The following is a 19,464-nucleotide window of genomic DNA, read 5'->3' on the forward strand; positions in this document are numbered from 1 at the left end:
TGGCACAGATCTTGGGGAGCGGTCGCGGAGGGTTACAGCGGTGTTCGATTGCGAGGCGCGGGCTCGCGTGAGACCGCGCGCATCCCCAACCCGCAGGGCCCTGCGGGTTGGGGAACTGACGAAGACGGCGAGGTCGCGTCCATCGATCCCGGCGGTCCGGTCTGCACCGCTCGCTGGCGGATGCGTGGGCGGTGCCATTCGCGGCGCCACACCGCCTGGGAAATCCGCTCGGCAGCACACAGCAGCACAAGGCACAGTGGCCCCATGAATGAACGAGGGCTGGACCACGACGGAACGATCGCGCGCGAAGGCGCACTGTACCGAGTGCCGGCAGCGTTCGTTCCCGTCGTCGATGCCGCCTGCGCTCATATCACCGAGACGTTCGGCAGAACGCGCCTGCACAGCGCCTACCTCTACGGCAGCATCCCCCGTGGCACCGCCATCCCCGGAGCCTCCGACCTCGACCTCCAGCTCGCCCTCCACGACGAGCCCACCGAAACCGACCGCGCTGATGCCAAGGCAATTGAGGCCGTACTTGACTGTGCATTCCCGCAGATCGATGGCGTCGGGATCCTGCTGACCAGCACGCGGGTCCTGCTCAGCGACATCGAACGTCACGATGGCGGTTTCTTCATCGCCTGCCTCTGCACCCCGTTGCTGGGCCCTGACCTCGCAGAACAACTGCCCCGTTACCGCCCCACAACCCTACTCGCGCGGGAGACCAACGGTGACTTCGCCCGCGTACTTCCACACTGGCGTGCCAAAGCAGCCGAAGCCACCACGGACGCCGATCGCCGGACCCTCAGCCGTCTCGTCGGCCGTCGTATCGTCCGCACAGGATTCACCCTGATCACGCCCCGCTGGGGCGGCTGGACCAGCGACCTCCACCAGTCCGCCGAACTCTTCGGCCGCTACTACCCCGAGCGCGTCGAGCAGATGCGTGTCGCCGCGTCCATTGGCCGCGCACCCTCATCCGACCCGGCGGTGCTCGGGATGCTCATCAACGACCTCGGCCCTTGGCTCGCAGCCGAATACACAGCCGTGCACGGCGAGAAAGCCCCGCGTCCCTGACGGCAGCCCACGCCATGACTCGACCTTCTCAGCAGCCACTGTCCTACTGAAGCAGGATCATCTTGTGGAGTAGCTCGAATCCGGCGCGCCCGTAGAGCTGCCTTTTGATCTTCTTGATGCGGTTCACGGCGCCTTCGGTGCCGCCGGAACTCCAGTGCAGGGTGAGTCCGGCGGTTACGGCGTCGAGATCGCGGAGCAGATGAAGCGCGAAGCCGGTCAGGCCAGGTAGTTGGCTGTCGTCGACGGCGTCGATCCAGGCGGGGAGTGTGGTGCCGAGGCGGTTGGTGAGGATCTCGCCGAAGCCGCGGACATGTTTGGCGGCGGCATCCAGTTCGGGGCAGCGGGCCAGGACGTCCTTCAAGGCGGCGCGTTCTTCCTCGCTCAGGGCCGTGGGATGGCGGGTGAGCCAGCCAGTCACCTGCCGCACGGTCGGCGGCGGAGGCAGCGCCTTCGGTGGCGCGGCGCGCAAGGTGGCGATGTAGGCTCGGACCATCTGGTAGGTGACGGGGGCGCGCTCGGCGAGCAGCTCGCGGTGCAGGTGGGTGACGCTGGTGCATCCCGCGGCGAATCGCCGCTCCAGATAGGGCTTGTAGGGATCGAGTCGGCTGGGCCGAGGCTGGTTTTCGCGCAGGGTCTCTTGCCAGTTCGCGGCGCGGGCATACCGCAGCACGGTGTTGAGGCCCCAGCCCAGATGCCGGGCTATCGCCCGACGTGAGTGGCCCTGCGCGATCAGTTCGTGGACCAGGGCGTGCGCGGCCTTCTTGCGCTGAGCCCTGCGGCCGTCGAGGTCTGGACCCGCGCGCACCAGGTCGGCGCGTGAAGCGTCAACTGCTCTGGTCACAATCGGCGTTGGGGCTCGCAGGCACTCGCGGTGGGAGGCGACGCAGGTCTCCACGGCCCGGCCGAGACCCTGCCACAGGTGGAACCTGTCAGCGACCTGGAGGGGCTCGGGGGCGCCGAGCCGAGCGCCCTCGGCGTAGGCGCCTGCCCGGTCGCGGCAGATGATCTCTACGCCCGGGTGAGTGGTCAGCCACGCGGCCAGCGGCCCTGCCTCACGGGTCGGGAGAACATCGACGACGCGATGAGTTTCCCCGCAGGCCAGCACGGTGGCGTAGGACAGTCCTCGGCGGGTCGCGAAATCGTCGACGCCCAGCACGCGCGGCGTGCTGGGCTGCGGGTCCGGCAGCGCCATGACCCTCCGCAGCAAGGTCATCCGTCCTGCGTGGAAGTCCAGTTGAGTGGCCAGCCGGGCGCCGGCTCGCCCGGCGAGTGCAAGCCCGACACGTTTCAAGACGCGGCCCAGTCGCATGGTGAAGCGCGCGTATGGAGCCGCCAGCTTCGGAAACGGCTCGGCGAACGTACGACGCGGGCAGCTCTCCGCGCCGCAGATGAAACGCCGGACCGTCAGATGGATCACGACGCTCTGCCCGCCGAGCGGGAGATCCTTCACCTTCCGCTGGTAGGAATCGTGCACCCGGCCCGAGAACCGACCACAGTCCGGACATGCTGCCCCGGCTGCCCGGCCTTTCGCCGTGACGTCGACCGTGCCGAATGCAGCGGATACCGCTTCGACATCCACGTTGTCGATCCCGGCGAACACGAACAAGTCCCAGAACGATGCGTCGGCCGCCTCCATAACCAGCACCGTCACCGAGCCCGGCCCGGGACAGCGGGCACAGACGAGGACCTGATGGAGCGTCACTCTCGCCAGTGCGGGGACAGGATGTGCGCGGTCTCACGCGAGCCCGCGCCTCGCAATCGAACACCGCTGTAACCCTCCGCGACCGCTCCCCAAGATCTGTGCCAGAACCGAGTTTTGACAGCAGTGGGGTACTTGCCAGGGCAGCATCGAGGTGCTCCTGGTGAAAGGTCCTGGTCATGCCGCAGATGTCGAGGGTCGAGCTGCACGCGGCGATCCGGCGTGATCACCGTGCTGGCATGAAGATGCGCGAGCTCGAGCGCAAGTACAACGTGTGGTGGCGGACGGTGAAGAAGGCCGTGGACTCGGTCTGGCCGGAGCCGCGTAAGAAGCCGCCGCCGCGGCCGACGGCACTGGATCCGTACAAGCCGGTGATCGACGAGATAGAGGACCCAGCACGATCGGAGACCGGATTCACGCAGCAGAAGCCACAGGACTCCCCTCCCACCTTGTGGGGGCGCCGCGGTTTCCGTGGCTGGCCGCGGTTGGGGCGGAGCCCGCTCGCCTCTTGGAGCGGCCTACCGCGCGCCAGGTTGTTCAGCTCGGTGATCGCGGTCCCTGCGTGCGGTGCTCACGCTTGCCCGTCGTTGGTGTCCCGGTCGCTGTGGGCGAGGCGCTCGCTCTGGTGGCCTGGCGCCTCGGCTCTGCAGGGTCGGAAGCGGGCGAGGTATGCCGGGCTTGGGCCGCGGCGCTCGGTCAGGTGGAGGCCGGCGGCGTCGGCGAGCCGGTGCAGCCGGCCGAAGGGGATCCAATGCCGGTCGAAGAACTCGCCGATCACCAGCCGCCCGCCTGGTGCCAGCACCCGTGCCGCCTCGCGCAGTACCCGATCCGGCTCGGGGATCTCGCCGAGCGCGGTCACGGCGTATATGGCGTCGAATGTCCCGTCGGCGTAGGGCAGTTCACGTGCGTCCGAGCGGGTGGGCCTGATCGTCGCCAGGCCGTCGCGCTCGGCGCGGCACATCACATGGTCGAGCATCTCCTGCTGGATGTCGAGCACATCGAGCCGTCCCTCCGGCCCGAGCTGCGGGGCGACGTGCAGCGACTGCAGGCCGGTCCCCGGGCCGATCTCCAGCATCCGCTCACCCGGTCGCGGCCGCAGTACGGCGTCCATCCGGCCGGCGGTCAGGAACGGCAACGGCACGTCGAGCAGGCCGCTTTGGGCGTACGGATAGGGCGCTGTGTCGCCCAGCCACCAGGCGGCGGCCAACGCGGCGCCCGCGCCGGCGGCGACCGCCCAGCGGGTCCGGGCCGGGATCGGGGCGACGGGGGCGGTGGTGATGCGGTGCATGGTGTTCTCCGGAGGATCGATTCGGTCCGTGGTACGTAGTCGGGCGGTCGGCGTCACGCGGGCCGGCTCAGCGTCCGCAGCGCCAGCCGGCCGCACAGCGCGGCGAGCGGCAGCTCGGCGCCGAGCGCCATGGCGACCGCGGTGGCGAAGTCGCCGCCCGGGGCTGCGGTCGTGGTGTCGAACCAGGCGTCCACCACAAGCAGCGTCGCGGTCGCGGCGGCTGCCAGGGCGTGCCGCCGGTCGCCGCGGGCGGCGAGGAGGCCGGTGGCGATCAGGCCGAGCGCCTCCAGCGCGTCGAGCCCGACCCAGGCGACCGGCCAGTGCGCCGCGGTCGCGGTGGCCGGCAGGCCGGTGGCCACCACGTACAGCCACGGCAGCAGGGCGAGCCCGCAGGCGACCAGCAGCCACCCGGCCCGCCGCATGCCCCGCGCCGGGCGCGGCTCCTCCGCCTCTTCGTGGAGCGGGATGACCTCGGCGCGGTCGAAGCCCTCGGCACCGGCCACTTCCTCATCGCACAAGGCCAGTTGACGCATCGTCTTCCCCCGCTCCCCGCCGGCTCTCCCCTTCACGTGCTCCACCCTCCGCCGCACACCAGGGCGCCGTCAGTCACGCAGGGTTCCGACCCGGGGTGGAGATAAGTGCACCCCCGAACCGGGCGGGAGCGTCATGGCACGGGGATGGCCTGCGGCTTTACCGTTTGACGCATGCAACTCACGACGTGGCTGCAGCTGGTGCTGGGCCGGCCGTTCCGCAGGGCGGGACACCGGACCGCGCTCGTCGCCGCCGGCCTGCCGCTCCACCTCGCCGTGGTGCCACTGTGGCTCTGGCTGCTCGGCACGATGGCGGCGTTGGTGCCGGCCGTGACTCCGCTGCCCGTGCTCCTCACGCTCGTGGTGACACCCCTGCTGACCGTCGGGCAGCGGCGGCGCTACCGGGCGCTCGTCGGCAAGGACCTCCCGCGCCCCGCCGTACCCGGGCCCGGACGCAACTGGAAGTCGGCGGTGCGCCGACTGACCGGCCGGGCCTTGTGGCGGCAGGTCTGCTACCACGCCGTGGCAGGTCCGCTGCTCGCCGTCCTGGACCTCGCCGTCCTCGCCGTCTGGGCCGCCGCTCTCGTGGCCGCCTCCATCTACGTGTGGATCTGGGCGCTGCCCCCGCAGTGGCGGGTCACCGACCTCGGGTACACCACGCAGGCCGCGTACATCACCGCCGGCGGCCTCGCCCTGCTGTTCCTCGGGCCCCGGCTGACCGGCGCTCTGGTGCGGCTGGAGACCCGGGCGGCCGAGGTCCTGCTCGGCCCCAGCCGCACGGAGAAGCTGGCCCGCCGGGTCGCCGACCTCGCCGAGAGCCGGGCCGGCGTGCTCGACGCCGCCGACGCCGAGCGGCGGCGGATCGAGCGCGACCTGCACGACGGCGCACAGCAGCGCCTCGTCTCACTCGCCGTCAACCTGGGCCTGGCCAGGGCCACCCTCGGCGACCTGCCGGCGGACGCCCGCAAGGTGATCGACGAGGCGCACCGCCAGGCGAAGGAGGCGATCGCCGAGCTGAACAACCTGGTGCGCGGCCTGCATCCGGCCGTCCTTGAGGACCGCGGCCTCGACGCCGCGCTGTCCGGGGTCGCCGCCCGCCTCCCGATCCCGGTGCGCGTGGCGGTGGACCTGCCGCAACGCCCCTCACCCACGGTCGAGGCCGTCGCGTACTTCGTGGTCTCCGAAGCCCTGACGAACGTGGTCAAACACGCCCAGGCGACCCGGGCGGACGTGATCGTGGAGCGGATCGGGGAGACACTGCTGGTGGTCGTCGCGGACGACGGAGCGGGCGGCGCGGATCTCGCGGCGGCCGGCGGCACCGGGCTCGCCGGGCTCGCCAAGCGCGTCGCGTCCGTCGACGGCACGTTCTCCTGCCGCAGCCCCGCCGGGGGCCCGACCGTCATCACCGTGGAGCTGCCGTGCGCGCCGTGATCGCCGAGGATTCCCTCTTGCTGCGCATCGGCGTGGTCAAGGTGCTGGAGGCGGCCGGCTTCGAGATGTGCGCGCAAGTCGCCGACGCAGAAGGGCTGCTGGCGGCCGTCGAGGAGCACCGGCCCGACATCGCCGTGGTCGACGTGCGCATGCCGCCCGGCTTCACCGACGAGGGAGTACGCGCCGCGCTGGTGATCCGCCGCCAGTACCCGCGTACCGCCGTGCTCCTGCTGTCGCAGTACGTGGAGGAGCGGTACGCCGCCGATCTGCTCGCCGCCAACACCTCGGGCGTCGGCTATCTGCTCAAGCAACGGGTCGCCGACGTCGAGGAGTTCGCCGAGGCGGTACGCCGGGTGGCGGCCGGCGGCACCGCGCTCGACCCGCAGGTCGTCGCGCAGCTGCTGGTGCGCCGGCACAGCGATCCGCTCGACCGGCTGACACCGCGCGAGCGGGAGGTGCTGGAGCTGATGGCGGGCGGTCGGTCCAACTCCGGCGTCGCCGCCGAGCTGGTGGTGAGCGAGAGCGCTGTCGCCAAGCACATCAACAGCATCTTCACCAAGCTCGACCTGCCCAAGGCCGACGCCGACCACCGCCGCGTCCTGGCGGTGTTGCGCTTCCTGGGCGTTGCGACCGCATAGTACGCGATCCTGCCCGTATGCCCAGTCGACAACGGTGCTGATCGCCATTTGGTGGTGGGCCGACCGCGGCTATGTCGGCGACCTCGTGGACTGGGCCCGCGAACACCTCTGGCTGAGCCTGCGCATCGTCTCCCGGCCCAAGGGCACGAAGGGCTTCCTCGTGTTGCCCCGCCGTTGGAAAGTCGAGCGCACAATCGGCTGGTGCATGAACGCCCGCCGCAACGCACGCGACTACGAACGCTTGCCCCAGCACTCCGAAGCACACCTGAACTGGGCGCTCATCACCATGATGGCCCGGCGTCTCTCCCGCAAGAGCCCCCGCACCGACGCTTGGTCGAGGAAGCCACGGGCCACTCAGGGCTGATTCCATACAAGCGTATAGCGCCAGAACAGCCGTCGTCGCAGTCGTGCGCCAGGGAGGACGTCTCTGGCTTCACGGACGATGTCGTCAAAGGTCATGTCCGCTGGACGAGTAGGGGCAGTCATGGAGACGGGTCGCTGCGAGGGGCGACCCTTGTTCTTCAGCCAGCCCATGGCGGCGTTGGCCGGAATGGCGATGGCACCGAGCAGGTGGTCTGCCGGGGTCTGGGCGCGAGACAGGCCGACGATCACCAGTGTCCCTCCCGGCGCCAGATGACGGCGGAAACGGGTGAGCGCCTCGGTGAACGGCAGGTGGTGGATCGTGGCGACGCACGTGATGACGTCGTAGGGGCCGGCAGGAAGCTCGGCTATTGCATCCGCGACGGTGAAGGTGACGGGGAGCCCGGAAGGAGTCAGCTTCTGGGCCTGGGCTGTGATCACCGGATCGGAATCGACGGCCTGCACAACGTCGGCTCGTCCGGCCAAGAGCCTTGCAAGATCACCGCTGCCGGAACCGACGTCCAGGGCGCGGCCGAAGCGCCTCGGCAACTGCCGCAGGATCCAGCGATGGTAGTGGGCGTTGTGATCCCAGGGATAAGCGGCGTTGAACCGTTCAAGAGTCCGCAGGACACGAGGCGACAAGATCTTCATCGCCCCAGTCCATCAAGTCCCTGCGGCCTGCACACCCTGTTCCGGAACAAAGATCACTCGCTCCCGGACTGCCGGACGCAGTCCAAGGAAGCGAGTAGAAAAAACACCTACTGAGTGTCTGCCGCTGCCGCAAGGTGTCTCTCATCTGCGTCCAGACCTGGCGCGACGTCGTCGAACTCCTCCCGTCGCTTGTCGGGGGGGACGGGCACCTTCCCCGCAGGGCTCAAGCACGCAGACGTCGTCTCCGCCCTGGATAAGGCCAGCTGCCCCTGGGAGCCCTATCCGCCACTGACCCTCGGCGACCAGCGCTCGCTCGTGGCGATCCCGACAAAAGCGAACTTCACCTTCGAGATCCCCAAGTGCGAGGAGCCCGTGTTGAACGTCATGGGCCTGCCTGGCGACGGACACGACTGCAACGTGAAGCGCCGTCAAAACTCGTGAACATTAATCGATCCAGTGATCGCTAACTGCTGCTCAAACTCGTCGACAAACGCTGCCGCTGAACGTGAACGAAGCCACACGGGAGTACACACCTCAATTGACCATTGGTTGAGCAGTTGTTGACGGTCGTCATTGGTCGTCGTCGGTCGTCGCGGGAGGCCCCAGAGGTTCCCAACTTGGGCCCCGGACATCGCACGCTGGGCGTCCGGCCGTGCTGTCGGAGGCGGCTTGTATCCTGCACGCATTCGACGATCGGACGATCACGGATACGGGCATGCCGGCACGGGGCGGGCGTCCAGGGGCGGGAGCGCGGGGATTTCGATGAGTGGCGCACATCCGATACAAAGCCATAGACCGGGCCTCTCGGTCGGCGCGCGCATCATCGCGGGGGTCGTCCTCGCCGCGATCGGGGTCGTCGGCGCCTGGCTCCAGCACGACGCTCCCGGCCGGAGTGCGGAGCCGCGTACGGAGTTCACCGCGAACAACCCGCCCGCCGGTCTGCCCACCGCGCTCACCACCGGCCAGCACCTCCACTGGTCCGGCTGCGCCTCGCCGCCCACCGCGCGCACGGGCTACGACTGCGCCACCATGAAGGCCCCCCTCGACTACCGGAAACCGGACGGCAGGACGATCGACGTCGCCCTGATCCGCCGCAAGGCCACCGGCCCGAACGCCCGGCGCATCGGCTCGCTCGTCCTCAACTTCGGCGGCCCCGGCGTGTCCGGCGTGAGCGGACTGCCCGAACTCCTCAACCAGTACGAGCCGCTCCTCGACCGCTACGACCTGGTCTCCTTCGACCCGCGCGGCGTCGGCGCGACCATCCCCGTGCGATGCGGGAAGACCGCGGAAGACACCGGCTACGACGGGGCCGACGCCTGCGCCGAGCACTCCGGGGCGCTCCTCCCGTACATCGGCACCTCGCACACCGCGCGCGACCTCGACCTGATGCGCTACCTCCTCGGCGACAAGCGGCTGCACTACTTCGGCGTCTCGTACGGAACGGCGCTCGGCGGGGTCTACGCCCACCTGTACCCGTCGCACGTCGGACGGCTCGTCCTCGAAGCGTCCGTCGATCCGACCGAGGACCTCGACGAGGAGAAGGTGTCGCAGGTCAAGGCGGTCCAGGCGGCGTTCGACCGGTTCGCCGCGCACTGCGCGGCCCATATCCGCCACTGCCCGACCGGCGACGGGCCCGAGGAGGCCGCGCGGCGCATGGCGCGCCTGGCCGACCGCCTAAGGAAGAAGCCCGCCCCGGCCGACGCCGGAAGGAACCTCGACGCCGACGACCTCGCGTACGCCATCAGCGACCATCTCCGCCTCGGCACGGACGGCTGGACGCCGCTCGCCGAGGCCCTCACCGCGCTGATCGACCACAACGACGGCCGTCCGCTGAGCAAGGGCGCGGACGACATCGGGTCCGCCGACCGCGCGGCGACCCCGCGCGACAACAGCCGCGCCGCCCGGACCGCGATCACCTGCGCGGACTCCAGCCTGCGCCCCGGCTTCGAACGCCTCGACCGGGACGAGGCCCGCATCAAAGCTGCCTCACCTGTCTTCGGTTCGGCCTGGTCCACCGGCGTCTACCTCTGCTACGACTGGCCGTTCGACGGCGAGCGCGCCACGCTCCAGGTGAACGCCGACGGCGCGGCCCCCGTCCTGGTGGTCGGCGGCACCGGCGACCCGATCACCCCCTACCCCGGCGCCCGCCACATGGCCCGCGCCCTGGGCGACGGTGTCGGCGTCCTCCTGACGGCCCAGGAGGAGGGCCACGGCACATATCAACAGAACCGCTGCGTCACGGAGACGGTCGACCACTACCTCCGCACGGGCCGCACCCCGGCCCCGGGGACGGTGTGCCGGGGCAGCATGTCCTGAGGCTCGTACGGATCCGCCGGGCGGCTCAGCAACAGCGCGGGCGTAGCAACGACCCCTAGCGCAGGGGCAGGGGTCGCTAACGTCAGCGACCCCGCTAGCGAGCAAAATGGCCCGCGATCAGCGCGTCAGCGGTTAGCGACGCCGCCGCTCGGGAGCACGGCATGCACGCGCTCCGGCACTTCTACGCGTCCGTGCTTCTGGATGCTGGGGAAAGCATCAAGGCTCTCGCGGAGTACCTCGGGCACTCCGACCCGGGCCTGACGGTGAAGGTGTACGCGCACCTCATGCCGAGCAGCCGGGACCGGGCCCGGAAGGCTCTCGGGCAGGCTCTCCGGCCGCAACATCACGAGGGCTGAGGTTCCAGAGAGGTTCCACAGCATGATGGCGGGTGCGTGGACCCATCAGGCGTGCGTGTGCCTCGCGGCACCCCCACCGGCCCCAGCCACGCTGCTCGATGACGTCCGTCAGAGCAAGCCGCGACGGCGGAATCGTGGTGGCGAGGCACTGAGCAATGGCCTCTTCGTCCCGAAGCAACTTAGGTGGAGGCTCTGCCTTGAGCTGGTGCGGCTCTCACCTGTGCTGATGGTCCGCAGACGTCCGCGGTTGTCCGCCGCTGTTCGTGCGCGCTGTCACGCAGTTGGACACTCGCCCGCGCACGTGGCGGCGTCCTGAGATGTCTGCTCGGATGCCGTCACAGCGGTGACGATCGATGGTCATCGCGAGGTACCGTGAGATGCTCCGTCCATTGCCATATGGGAAGTTCTCATGCCTCGCCGTTCCCCGGGCGAGATCAGGGCCGAACGGCCGCGACGCGTGCTGGCCGGCAGACGCCTGGTTATTGACGGGCTGTGCGCCGCGACGAATCACGAGATCGCTCGGTTCGAGGCCCGTCATCAGCTGCCGACAGGGCATGTTGCCCGTGCCTTACGGGCCTGGGCTCTCGCCCTGCACGAGTGGCCGGGCCAAGGAGCGAACCACGGCTACGGGACAACGGGCTGGAGGGACATGCACGCCCGAACGCTGTTGGAGGATGTGGCGGCATCGATGCGGCGCAGGAGCAGACGTGACTTTCTGGCGGCGGTTACTCCCTTGGACGACTGCTATCTCTCACGAACGCTCCCCGATCCCTACATGGCGAGCTGGGACCCATGGTGGAAGCGCCGCCTCAAAGATTGATCGGCACTGAGCCACTGCAGCTGTCTGTGACCTGCAGCCCTGCAATCGACCAACCCTGACCTGTGACTTAGCCGTCGGTGGTTGTCAGCGTTGGTCCTCGTTGAGCGCCGTCCGACGGCCCCAAGGCGGCCCGGGCCGGTCATGAGCCACGGCGCCTGGTGGCGGTGGAGGCGGTGCAGCCAGCCCGCGGCCTGCAAGCTGCTACAGACCGCGTAGTGCCTCGTACAGATCGTCGTAGGCTGACCAACAGTCGATGCTGCCGTCGTCGTACAGGCTGCCCATGTACCAGTCGTCGTCATGAGCAGGCTTCACGAGGCACAGGCTGTGAAACCCGAGAATGATCTCTGGGTGCAGCACCTCGTGGGCTCCCGCGCCGGCTACCCACTTCGCCGCCCGGTTTGGATCCAGCGCGACAGCCTCTCGGTCCCCGGATACATCGCGGATCTGCTGGAGGGTCCACCCTGGGGGTAGCTGTGCGTCTGCCATCCACAGATGCTCTCACCCGCCAGGTGTGGACCACCGCTTCAGGAGCGAGGTTCGGCGGTCATAGGCGCGATCTGCGGATTCCCGTCTTGGCCTGAGTCCGGCCGAGCCCACTCACCGACATTCCCCGTTGTTCCCCGCCGGGCGCTGCTCGATCGGGAACGCAGCGGGCACACGAAGTTGCCTCTCCCACTCTTGCTGGCCTTCGGCCCCTTTCAAGGAGCCGTAGGCTGCGCTGCGACTCGGACCGGCAGGTCAAGGACCCCGTCACCGGCATGCCGATGAAACGGCGCCTGGACGCCGTCAACTACAAGACCGGCGAGTTCGTCGAAGCGAAGGCCGACGGCGCGCACGACGACAAGCAGAACGCCTCCACCCGGGCCCTGATGAAGGACCCCCGGTTCAAGAACTTCCGGATGCGCTACGTCTTCGGCGGCGAACAAGAAGACGACACCAAGTCGCTGATGAACAAGTTCCGCCAGGAGTTCGGCCGGGACAACCGCGGCCGCCGCCGCATGACCACCTACGAACACCGCTCCCTGGGCATCCCCCAGTACGAGCGCACGAAGTACTCCCGCCTGGACACCAACCTCGCCCCGCCCGGCCGGTACTCCAAGGGCCCGCACCCCCCACGCGCAGCGGGGGCCGGCGCCGTCCCACACCCGGTGCGTGTCGGCATGCGGGTGATCTTCGACAGCAGGGAACGTTGGTCGGGGACGATCTACATCCTGGACAATGTCCGCCGCACCATGGACCGTTGGGGACAGACGGGTGAATGCCTTGATGGCAGGTACTTCTACGTCTGGGACGGGCTGATCGTCCGCCAGCGAGGCATACCCGGGATGGTCGACGTGGTTGATGACCTTGTTCGGAGCGACGGCTACAGAAGTGTCTTCCGCGACGTAGGTCCAGAGGACATGGACGACTGGCCCTTTCGTCCCGAAGCAACTTGGATGGGCGTCCGATCTCGGGCCGGAGCGCCTCTCGCCTGGTGCGACTGCGCTGCTCACTGGCGGTCGTGCGCGTAGCGTCGATCTGAACCATGGGGGTGGAAGCCTGTGTTGTACGCACACGAGATGATCCTGAACGAACTCGCACAGGGGCTCAGACCGACGGCCGAGGGTGTCGAATGGTTCGAGGGCCTCTCGGAGGATGACCAACGCAAGGTCTTGCACGCACTGGTGCTGTTCTGCGGGCAGGCCCGCGCCTGTGAGGGCGACGTGCCAGAGAGCATTGCGCGGTCCGGCATTCGCCCCACTCACACACCGGCGGTGATGCTCACCAAGTGGCGCTTCGGGATGGCAGCACTTCCGGCCTACGAACTCACCAAGTCCTTCCGCCTGCTCGTCGCCCTCTTCGGCATCGCGGACACCCGCAGGAGGATGCTGCATTGTGCCGGAGGGTGTGGTCACGAGTGGCACAACCTGTCGGATCCGCTGCGGGATGCAACCTAGGTGACTTCTTGCCCTGGGTCTTGCCGACCGATGCACAGCACCACGTCTTCCGCGTGGGCGTGCTCGCGGACGAAGCGATCCGCCGACCGGTGGATCGGGCGTACGGCTTCAGCCGAGGTACGGCCGCTCGCGATGTTCCAGAAAGTGCTGAAGCCGTAGCCGCTGGGTGTGGTGCATGGGCAGCTCGGCCAGCTCCTCCGCCGGAACAAAGCGCAGCTCCGTGGATTCGTGGGAGATCGCGAGTCGTCCGCCGACCGCTCGGGCGGTGAAGCAGACATTGAACTGTCGTCGCACCTCACCGTCCGTATAGGCGATGACGTGGCGCGGGTCGGTGTATGTCCCGACGAGCCCGGTGATCTCGACGTCCAGGCCCGTTTCCTCCTTCACTTCGCGGACGGCGGTTCCTGGCAGTGTGTCGGTCATCGCCATGCCGCCGCCGGGCAGCGCCCAGAGATCGTTGTCTCGTCGGCGCTGGAGAAGAATGCGTCCTTCCTCGTCGGTGACCACCGCGGACGCCGCGACGACCAAGCTGTTGGGCTTGGGGGCGTCTGGATCGTCGTAGTACTCGGTTCGTGCCATGACCACCCTTTTCGGACTGGCGTCGCGGTCGCCCGAACTGCGGCGAAGCTGTCAGCGTATGTGTCGAACATGCCGCCTGCCCCGGTCGTCCTCACTCACCGGCGGGCCGCCCGGGGGGATCCTGTCGTCCTGCGGCGCGGGGGCTGCGGCGGCGTAGACCACGCCCTCATGGCACCGATCGCCCGGCAGAGCAGCACGTGCCTGGAACTCACCGGAACCGACGGCGCCGGCGCTCAGTGCCCGTGGCCCTTCGGCGGTCGTCGCATCCTGGCGAGCGACGGCCCCGGGAAGGTGAGCGCGGCCCACCGGCCGCGGCACCCCTCACTGTCCGCGTTCACCGCGCGATCCGCTGGTGTGGGCGAAGGGACCGCCGGTGTTATTCAATGAGGTGTGCGGTCAGGGATCTCGGGGCCCGGTCGCACGGGTCCGAGTACGGCCTCGGCACTGCGCCGGGGATTGCTGAGAGAGCCGCATGGACTCCACACCCACCCCCTCGCCCTCTTCGCCGTTCGAGCTGGTCAGCAGCGCCCTGGGGCGCTACCTCCCGCGCGGCGGAGCGGCAGCGGCCGCCGGTCCTGGCGACACGCAGGGCGACCGCACCACCCGCCAAGGTGTACTCGACAACCCGGCATCCGGCCATCAAGATCAGATTCTCGGCGCGGTCAACCTGGACAGGGATCTGAGAATCACCCGCTGTAATCTCGACGCCCCCGTATTCGCGGGTCTGGACGCCGCGACCGGGAGCCCCTTCGCCGATCTCCTGCCCCCCGGGGACGTACCGACGGTCACACGGCGGTTGCGGCAGGTCCTGGAGACCGGTGAGGCGCACGTCGCCCGGATCCAGCGCCTGCGGCGCGGCGACGGGTCGGAGCTGGTGGTGTCGATGAGCATTCTGCCCGCCGCGCTGCCTCAGGAGAGCCTGACCGTCTCCGTGATCGCCATGGCCAGGAGGCTGCACCTGTACGCCGCCGAGACCGCGATCGGCACCTCGCTGGACATCGGCGAGACCGCGCAGTCGCTGGCGCAGTCCCTGCTGGCTTGGGGAGACGTGGCCGCCATCGACCTCGACTTCGCCGTGTGGACGGGCGAGGGAGTCATCGGGCAGCCTCAGGGGCGCATCCGGCTGCGGCGGGCGGCCCTGGTGCCGGACCGGGCGTGGCCCGACGGCTACGTGACGCCCGGCGACGATCTGCCCAGCGACGCGAGTCGCCTGCTGGCACAGGCCGTACGGCGGGACGACGCCCCGCAGGCGATCGTCATACCCGACCGGGAGGCGGTCGAGCGGGTACTCGGCAGTCCGCGAGTGATGCGTGCCCTGGTGCCCGGCGACCGGTCTGCGGGTGTGGCGTGCATACCGCTGGTCCTGGACGGCACCCCGCCGGTCGTGCTGGGCGTCGCGGAGGTCTGGCGGCGGGCGGACTCTCCCTTCCGCGACAGCGAGCTGCTCGACCTGCAGGAACTGGTCGCCAGGACCGCCCACCACGTCGACCTGGCCCGTCAGCACCAGCGCGAGCACACGCAGGTGCTGGCGTTGCAGCGCCGGCTGCTGCCCCGAACCGGTGGCGACACCGTCGAGATCGCCAGCATCTACCAGCCCGCCACACCCGACAGCGCGGGCGTCGGCGGCGACTGGGTGAACAGCTTCCCCCTGCCGGACGGCCGTACCGCGCTGGTGGTCGGTGACGTCGTCGGCCACGGCCTGGGAGCCGCGGCAACCATGGGCCAGCTGAGCACGGAAGCCCGCGCGCTGCTGTCCGCGGGGCTCGCACCCGACGAGGTACTGGAGCACCTGGACGAGACCGTGACGCTGCTGGACGACGCGGAGTCCGGACTGGCGGCCGGCTACAGCGCCCTCGGATCGACCTGCTGCATCGCCCTCTACGACCCGGTCAGCCACCACGTGGCGCTGTCCAGCGCCGGCCACCTCCCACCCGTCCTGGTATCCCCCGATGGACACGCAGGACCGCTGGCGGTCCACCCTCACCCCGGCCTCGGCACCGAGTTCGCGCTGCGGGAGCCGTTCGACGTGCAGACCTTCGGCGCGCCCCCGGGCTCCCTGCTCGCCCTCTACACCGACGGCCTGGTGGAGGATCCGGCCGTGTCGATCGACGAGGGCATCGACAGGCTGGCGGACGCCGTGTCCACGGTGCACCCCTGGGACACCCTGCAGCAGGCCGCACGGCACGTCGTTTCCATGCTGGCACCCGTGCACCAGCGCGACGACGTGACCCTGCTGCTCGCGCGGATGATCGGCTACCGCAAGGGAGACACCGCGACCTGGCGACTGCCCGCCCGCGACGACGCCCCCGCCCGTGCCCGCGCGCAGGTCTCGTCCCTGCTGCGGCAATGGCGCACCAGGGACGAGACCCGGGACAACGCCCTGCTGCTGGTCAGCGAGCTGGTCACGAACGCGGTGCGCTTCGCCACCGGTCCCATCACGGTACGGCTGATCAGGTCCGGTCACGGCCTGCTGTGCGAGGTGGGCGACACCGGCAACGGCAGGCCACGTCTGGGCCGGGGCGGCCTCCTCGACGACGGCGGTCGTGGCCTGCACATCGTGCACAGGCTCACCACCCGGTGGGGGGTGCGGTGGACGGACACCGGCAAGGTGGTCTGGGCGGAAGTCGCGAGGTGACGCGGCTTCGGGGCGCGGGAGCGGCCGACGTATGGGCGGCGAGGGTACGGCGGCGTACCCGTCACCCGACGCCACCGGCGGAACGGACGGTGGCGTCGGCGGTACCGGTGGCGTGACCGGTGATGCGGACGGCGCGTTTGCCGGTCCGCGTGGCGCGGGCGCGCGCTACAGCCACTCCCCGTCCAGGGCGGTGGCGGTGAGGCCCGGTGCCGCCGCGTACAGGACGGCACGGCTGCCCGGCTTCTGCCCGGCGTCGTGCGCCCGCCGCATGATGTCGAACACGGCGGCGCCTCCGCGGTTGCCGCTGGTGTAGCTGTCCCGGCTGTAGTCCAGCAGCCCCGAGGGCCACGTGTCGGGCATCGTCTGCTCCATGTACTCCAGCACCCGGGTCCCGCCGGGGTGCGCGAGCAGCACGTCGGGGTGCCAGGAGTCGGGGTGGTCCTGGTAGCGGACGCGCAGCCACTCCCACATCGCGGTGACCGTCTCCTGTACGGCGCGCGGCCCGCGCCGGTCCATCACGAAGTGGGTGCCGTCCGACCGCGTCTCCAGGCGGTGCAGGTCCTGGGTGCCGGGCAGGGTGTGGTGCCAGGCGGCGTCCAGGCGCAGCATCGACTCGCGCCTCGGGCGGCCCGTGACCACCGCGGCGACCGCGGTGTCCGCGAACAGCAACCGGACGATCAGGGACTCGAGGGTGTCGTCCGCGGGCTGGTAGGTCGTGCTCAGCGCCTCCGCGATCACGACCAGGACCACCCGGTCGGGGTCCGCGGCCACGAGGTCCGCCGCCAGTGCCAGGGAGCGGGTTCCCGCGATACAGGCCCACTGCGTGGCCGGCAGCAGCATCACGTCGTTGCGGAGCGAAAGCTTGTTGGCCAGGGCGATGTCCAGACCCGGCAGCGCCGGGGTGGTGGAGTTGCTGGTGATCAGGCAGTCGACGTCCGCGACGTCCAGGCCGGCGATCTGCAGGGCCCCGCGCGCCGCCCGCTCCCCGTAGGACTGCACGGCCTCCCAGGCCGGCGCGGTGCGCTCCTGGACGGTCTGCGGCGCGGGTATCCCTTCGAGTGCGGCGATCACGCGGTCCACGTCCTGCTGGGTGAACCCGTCACGCGCCAACGCCTCTTGGGCCGACCCGTTGCCGACGGCTCCCAGGCCACCGCCGTTGCCGGGCGCGACGGCGGTCTCCAGCGGCAGCATCCACCCGCGGGTCTCGATGCCCGTGCTGGCCGCGATGCCGTCGATCCGCGGCTCCCACGCCGCGTGCGGATGCCGGTCGCGCACCTCCGCAACGATCTGGCTGGTCTCCACGGCGTGCTCGCCGTGTATCACGGCAGGAGGACAGAGGTATGCGGCCATAGTGAGGCACCTTTCCGGGGGAACAAGCGGGAATGTCACAAGTGCTGTGTCATGGGTCACTTTGGAGCTTCGCGCCCAAGAGGTTGCCGATAGGCCCCACTTCGTGAGCCTGTGTCTGGTTTGAGCATGGACGCTAAATGGACATTTCCGCTGTGATGCAGACAACTTCGGCGACATTTGGATGGCGTGACACGGCACACACCGCCGAAACAGGGGCCCTCAAAGCGGCTCAACAGGTCTTTCCTGATCTACCGTCAGCCGGGAGGCCACCCTCGTCGCTGCGGAGCCGGGCGACGCCCCTGGCGGCACGGGCCGCTCCAGCACAGAGACTCTCCGCGACAGGGAAGAGGTGCGCCGAGATCGGCAAGCTGTCCGACGTGATGGGCGAGAGCGAGGGACGCGGTTGCCGTACTTCGCTGCCATACGTTCGCGAGACACCCAAGGCTCCGGATGATCCGGGGCTCGGCATCAGCGAGCTTGTCGCCTGGCGCGGCGCGGCACGCGCAGCAACCTCGGCTGCTCTCGCGCCGCGGTCCGATTCCGACCGAATGGATCAGTGAGTCGTAAATGCGACTGCACGTGAGCGAGAAGTTGGAATCTAAGGCCCCTCCAGACCGCCCTCGCGGATACCGGAGGGCCCGGCATGATCCTCAGGGTCGCGGCATGCGCCCACGACAAGACAATGGTCGGATCGACTACGAGCCCCAAGCTGACCGCCGATCGCCGGCTCGCGATCGGCGGTGACGATGTCGAGCACACGGTCGGCAGGCTCGCGACCTCTACCCGTCCTCACCGCACACCAGGAAGTGGCCCACATGGCCTCCGCTGCAGCATCCGCTCCCCCACCCCCGCCAACTTGTACGTCGTGGCTGGGGCGGTCGGCTCCACGGCTTCAAGACGTGATCCGCATCAAACGCAGGTGCGCGCAGACCGGTACTGTTTCCCCCTAGCCCTTTCTCAAGCTTCATCCGCCTTTCCCGAGACGCGGGTTCGGCCTCCCGGCGGAGTCGCCGGGCGGCACTCGGCGATGACAATGGGGAAGGCAGTGTGCAGCACCCGGACGTACGTCTCGACCTGGTTCCAGCGCAGGGCCTCCTGCCAGGGACGGCCGTCGAGCAGGCCCCGGACCTCCGTGTGCAGATACGTGGTGTCGCCCACGCCGAGTTCGTCGACCGCCACGGCCAGGGCCTGCTGGTACGTGGCGCAACGACTCTCTACCTTGCCGTTGGCGCTCTCCTGCCGACCGTCATTCACCACAGCCACATGCCGTCCGAGGCGACCGATGCGGTCGGTGAGCTTCAGCCCTCGCATCCACCCCAGAGTTGAGCCATGTCGACAGCGCCGAGCCCTTGAGGTTGTACTGCCGGGCAGCCGGCGGCGAAGCGATGGAAGTACTGAAGGAGCAGTTCCAAGACGAACGCGTAGGGGCCGGTGTCCGGGGGCCCGTTGCGGAACGCGGTGACCTGCTCGTCCAGATGCGTGGCCACCACGCCGACTTGGGACTTCGACAGTTGGGGGACGCCCAGGCGCGGACCGGTGACGTCATCGCCGCCATCGAACTCCTGGCCGCAGTCCACGTGCCGCACGTCGTTGACGGCAAACGGGTGCGTGGTTGTGGACCCTGTTGGCGCTGGCCCCGCTGCCGATCAGGTGGATGCCGGGCGCGGACGAGGTGGAGGTTTCTGTGCTGAGTGAGTCCTGCCAGTGTTTCAGTCATCGGCTTCCCCTTTGCTGCTCAGTGAGCCACTAACTGGTAGGAGAGGCGCTGTTGCTGCCTGAAGGACTGGCGGAAGGACTGACGGA

Annotated in this window: 16 protein-coding genes and 2 pseudogenes; 9 read left to right on the top strand and 9 right to left on the bottom strand. The window is 69.4% G+C overall.

From position 1 onward, the window contains the following. Positions 1-264 precede the first annotated feature (264 nt). The gene (locus ACIRVH_RS32905; protein WP_403960824.1) at positions 265-1,071 is read left to right on the top strand and encodes a nucleotidyltransferase; all 807 of its coding nucleotides are present in this window, start codon (positions 265-267) and stop codon (positions 1,069-1,071) included. A gap of 43 nt (positions 1,072-1,114) precedes the next feature. Here the strand turns inward: ACIRVH_RS32905 and ACIRVH_RS32910 are convergent, their stop codons facing one another. The 3 genes from ACIRVH_RS32910 to ACIRVH_RS32920 form a co-directional block, all read right to left on the bottom strand. Next, a complete protein-coding gene (locus ACIRVH_RS32910) occupies positions 1,115-2,707 on the bottom strand; it encodes an ISL3 family transposase (protein WP_403960826.1) in 1,593 nt (530 codons plus the stop codon). 634 nt (positions 2,708-3,341) lie between these two features. Then, complete coding sequence (locus ACIRVH_RS32915; protein ID WP_403960829.1) at positions 3,342-4,058, bottom strand: class I SAM-dependent methyltransferase; 717 nt, start codon at positions 4,056-4,058, stop codon at positions 3,342-3,344. 53 nt (positions 4,059-4,111) lie between these two features. After that, positions 4,112-4,627, bottom strand: a complete 516-nt coding sequence (locus tag ACIRVH_RS32920; RefSeq protein WP_403960831.1) for a hypothetical protein — start codon at positions 4,625-4,627, stop codon at positions 4,112-4,114. A 135-nt stretch (positions 4,628-4,762) separates the two neighbouring features. Here ACIRVH_RS32920 and ACIRVH_RS32925 point away from each other — a divergent pair, with 135 nt between their 5' ends. From ACIRVH_RS32925 to ACIRVH_RS32935, 3 genes and pseudogenes are all read left to right on the top strand, one after another. After that, positions 4,763-6,019, top strand: a complete 1,257-nt coding sequence (locus tag ACIRVH_RS32925; protein ID WP_403960834.1) for a histidine kinase — start codon at positions 4,763-4,765, stop codon at positions 6,017-6,019. Then, a complete protein-coding gene (locus tag ACIRVH_RS32930) occupies positions 6,007-6,657 on the top strand; it encodes a response regulator transcription factor (protein ID WP_067360243.1) in 651 nt (216 codons plus the stop codon). The genes ACIRVH_RS32925 and ACIRVH_RS32930 overlap by 13 nt, the downstream gene beginning before the upstream one ends. A gap of 55 nt (positions 6,658-6,712) precedes the next feature. Beyond that, positions 6,713-7,012, top strand: a pseudogene (locus tag ACIRVH_RS32935) (transposase); the annotation flags it as partial. Here ACIRVH_RS32935 and ACIRVH_RS32940 read toward each other — a convergent pair. Continuing rightward, on the bottom strand, positions 7,012-7,668 hold the full coding sequence (locus ACIRVH_RS32940) for a class I SAM-dependent methyltransferase (protein WP_403960838.1): 657 nt from the start codon (positions 7,666-7,668) through the stop codon (positions 7,012-7,014). The pseudogene ACIRVH_RS32935 and the gene ACIRVH_RS32940 sit on opposite strands and share 1 nt — an antisense overlap. Before the next feature lie 762 nt (positions 7,669-8,430). On the opposite strand from ACIRVH_RS32940, the gene ACIRVH_RS32945 reads away from it, so the two are divergent. Together ACIRVH_RS32945 and ACIRVH_RS32950 are read left to right on the top strand one after the other, a co-directional pair. Further along, positions 8,431-9,984, top strand: coding sequence for an alpha/beta hydrolase (locus ACIRVH_RS32945; RefSeq protein WP_403960840.1), 1,554 nt, complete (start codon positions 8,431-8,433; stop codon positions 9,982-9,984). A gap of 140 nt (positions 9,985-10,124) precedes the next feature. Further along, positions 10,125-10,340, top strand: a pseudogene (locus ACIRVH_RS32950) (tyrosine-type recombinase/integrase); the annotation flags it as partial. A gap of 1,021 nt (positions 10,341-11,361) precedes the next feature. Here ACIRVH_RS32950 and ACIRVH_RS32955 read toward each other — a convergent pair. Then, the gene (locus ACIRVH_RS32955) at positions 11,362-11,646 is read right to left on the bottom strand and encodes a hypothetical protein (protein ID WP_403960843.1); all 285 of its coding nucleotides are present in this window, start codon (positions 11,644-11,646) and stop codon (positions 11,362-11,364) included. A gap of 272 nt (positions 11,647-11,918) precedes the next feature. On the opposite strand from ACIRVH_RS32955, the gene ACIRVH_RS32960 reads away from it, so the two are divergent. Both ACIRVH_RS32960 and ACIRVH_RS32965 read left to right on the top strand, forming a co-directional pair. Continuing rightward, positions 11,919-12,671: a hypothetical protein gene (locus ACIRVH_RS32960; RefSeq protein WP_403960845.1), complete on the top strand. Its 753-nt coding sequence runs from the start codon at positions 11,919-11,921 to the stop codon at positions 12,669-12,671. A 48-nt stretch (positions 12,672-12,719) separates the two neighbouring features. Further along, positions 12,720-13,097, top strand: a complete 378-nt coding sequence (locus ACIRVH_RS32965) for a DUF5958 family protein (RefSeq protein WP_403960848.1) — start codon at positions 12,720-12,722, stop codon at positions 13,095-13,097. A 108-nt stretch (positions 13,098-13,205) separates the two neighbouring features. On the opposite strand, the gene ACIRVH_RS32970 is transcribed toward ACIRVH_RS32965, so the two are convergent. Beyond that, entirely contained in the window at positions 13,206-13,676 is a 471-nt protein-coding gene (locus ACIRVH_RS32970) for an NUDIX domain-containing protein (protein WP_403960851.1), read from the bottom strand. Between the two features lie 472 nt (positions 13,677-14,148). On the opposite strand from ACIRVH_RS32970, the gene ACIRVH_RS32975 reads away from it, so the two are divergent. After that, on the top strand, positions 14,149-16,311 hold the full coding sequence (locus ACIRVH_RS32975; protein WP_403960854.1) for a SpoIIE family protein phosphatase: 2,163 nt from the start codon (positions 14,149-14,151) through the stop codon (positions 16,309-16,311). 165 nt (positions 16,312-16,476) lie between these two features. Here the strand turns inward: ACIRVH_RS32975 and ACIRVH_RS32980 are convergent, their stop codons facing one another. The 3 genes from ACIRVH_RS32980 to ACIRVH_RS32990 all read right to left on the bottom strand — a co-directional run bounded on the left by ACIRVH_RS32980 (position 16,477) and on the right by ACIRVH_RS32990 (position 19,247). Continuing rightward, the gene (locus tag ACIRVH_RS32980; protein ID WP_403960856.1) at positions 16,477-17,661 is read right to left on the bottom strand and encodes a type III polyketide synthase; all 1,185 of its coding nucleotides are present in this window, start codon (positions 17,659-17,661) and stop codon (positions 16,477-16,479) included. A 957-nt stretch (positions 17,662-18,618) separates the two neighbouring features. Continuing rightward, a complete protein-coding gene (locus tag ACIRVH_RS32985) occupies positions 18,619-18,972 on the bottom strand; it encodes a hypothetical protein (RefSeq protein ID WP_403960859.1) in 354 nt (117 codons plus the stop codon). Next, the gene (locus tag ACIRVH_RS32990; RefSeq protein WP_403960862.1) at positions 18,960-19,247 is read right to left on the bottom strand and encodes a hypothetical protein; all 288 of its coding nucleotides are present in this window, start codon (positions 19,245-19,247) and stop codon (positions 18,960-18,962) included. Before ACIRVH_RS32990 ends, ACIRVH_RS32985 begins: the two co-directional genes overlap by 13 nt. Positions 19,248-19,464 lie beyond the last annotated feature (217 nt).

Source organism: Streptomyces sp. NPDC101165, assembly GCF_044768135.1.
In the GTDB taxonomy this organism is placed as follows: domain Bacteria; phylum Actinomycetota; class Actinomycetes; order Streptomycetales; family Streptomycetaceae; genus Streptomyces.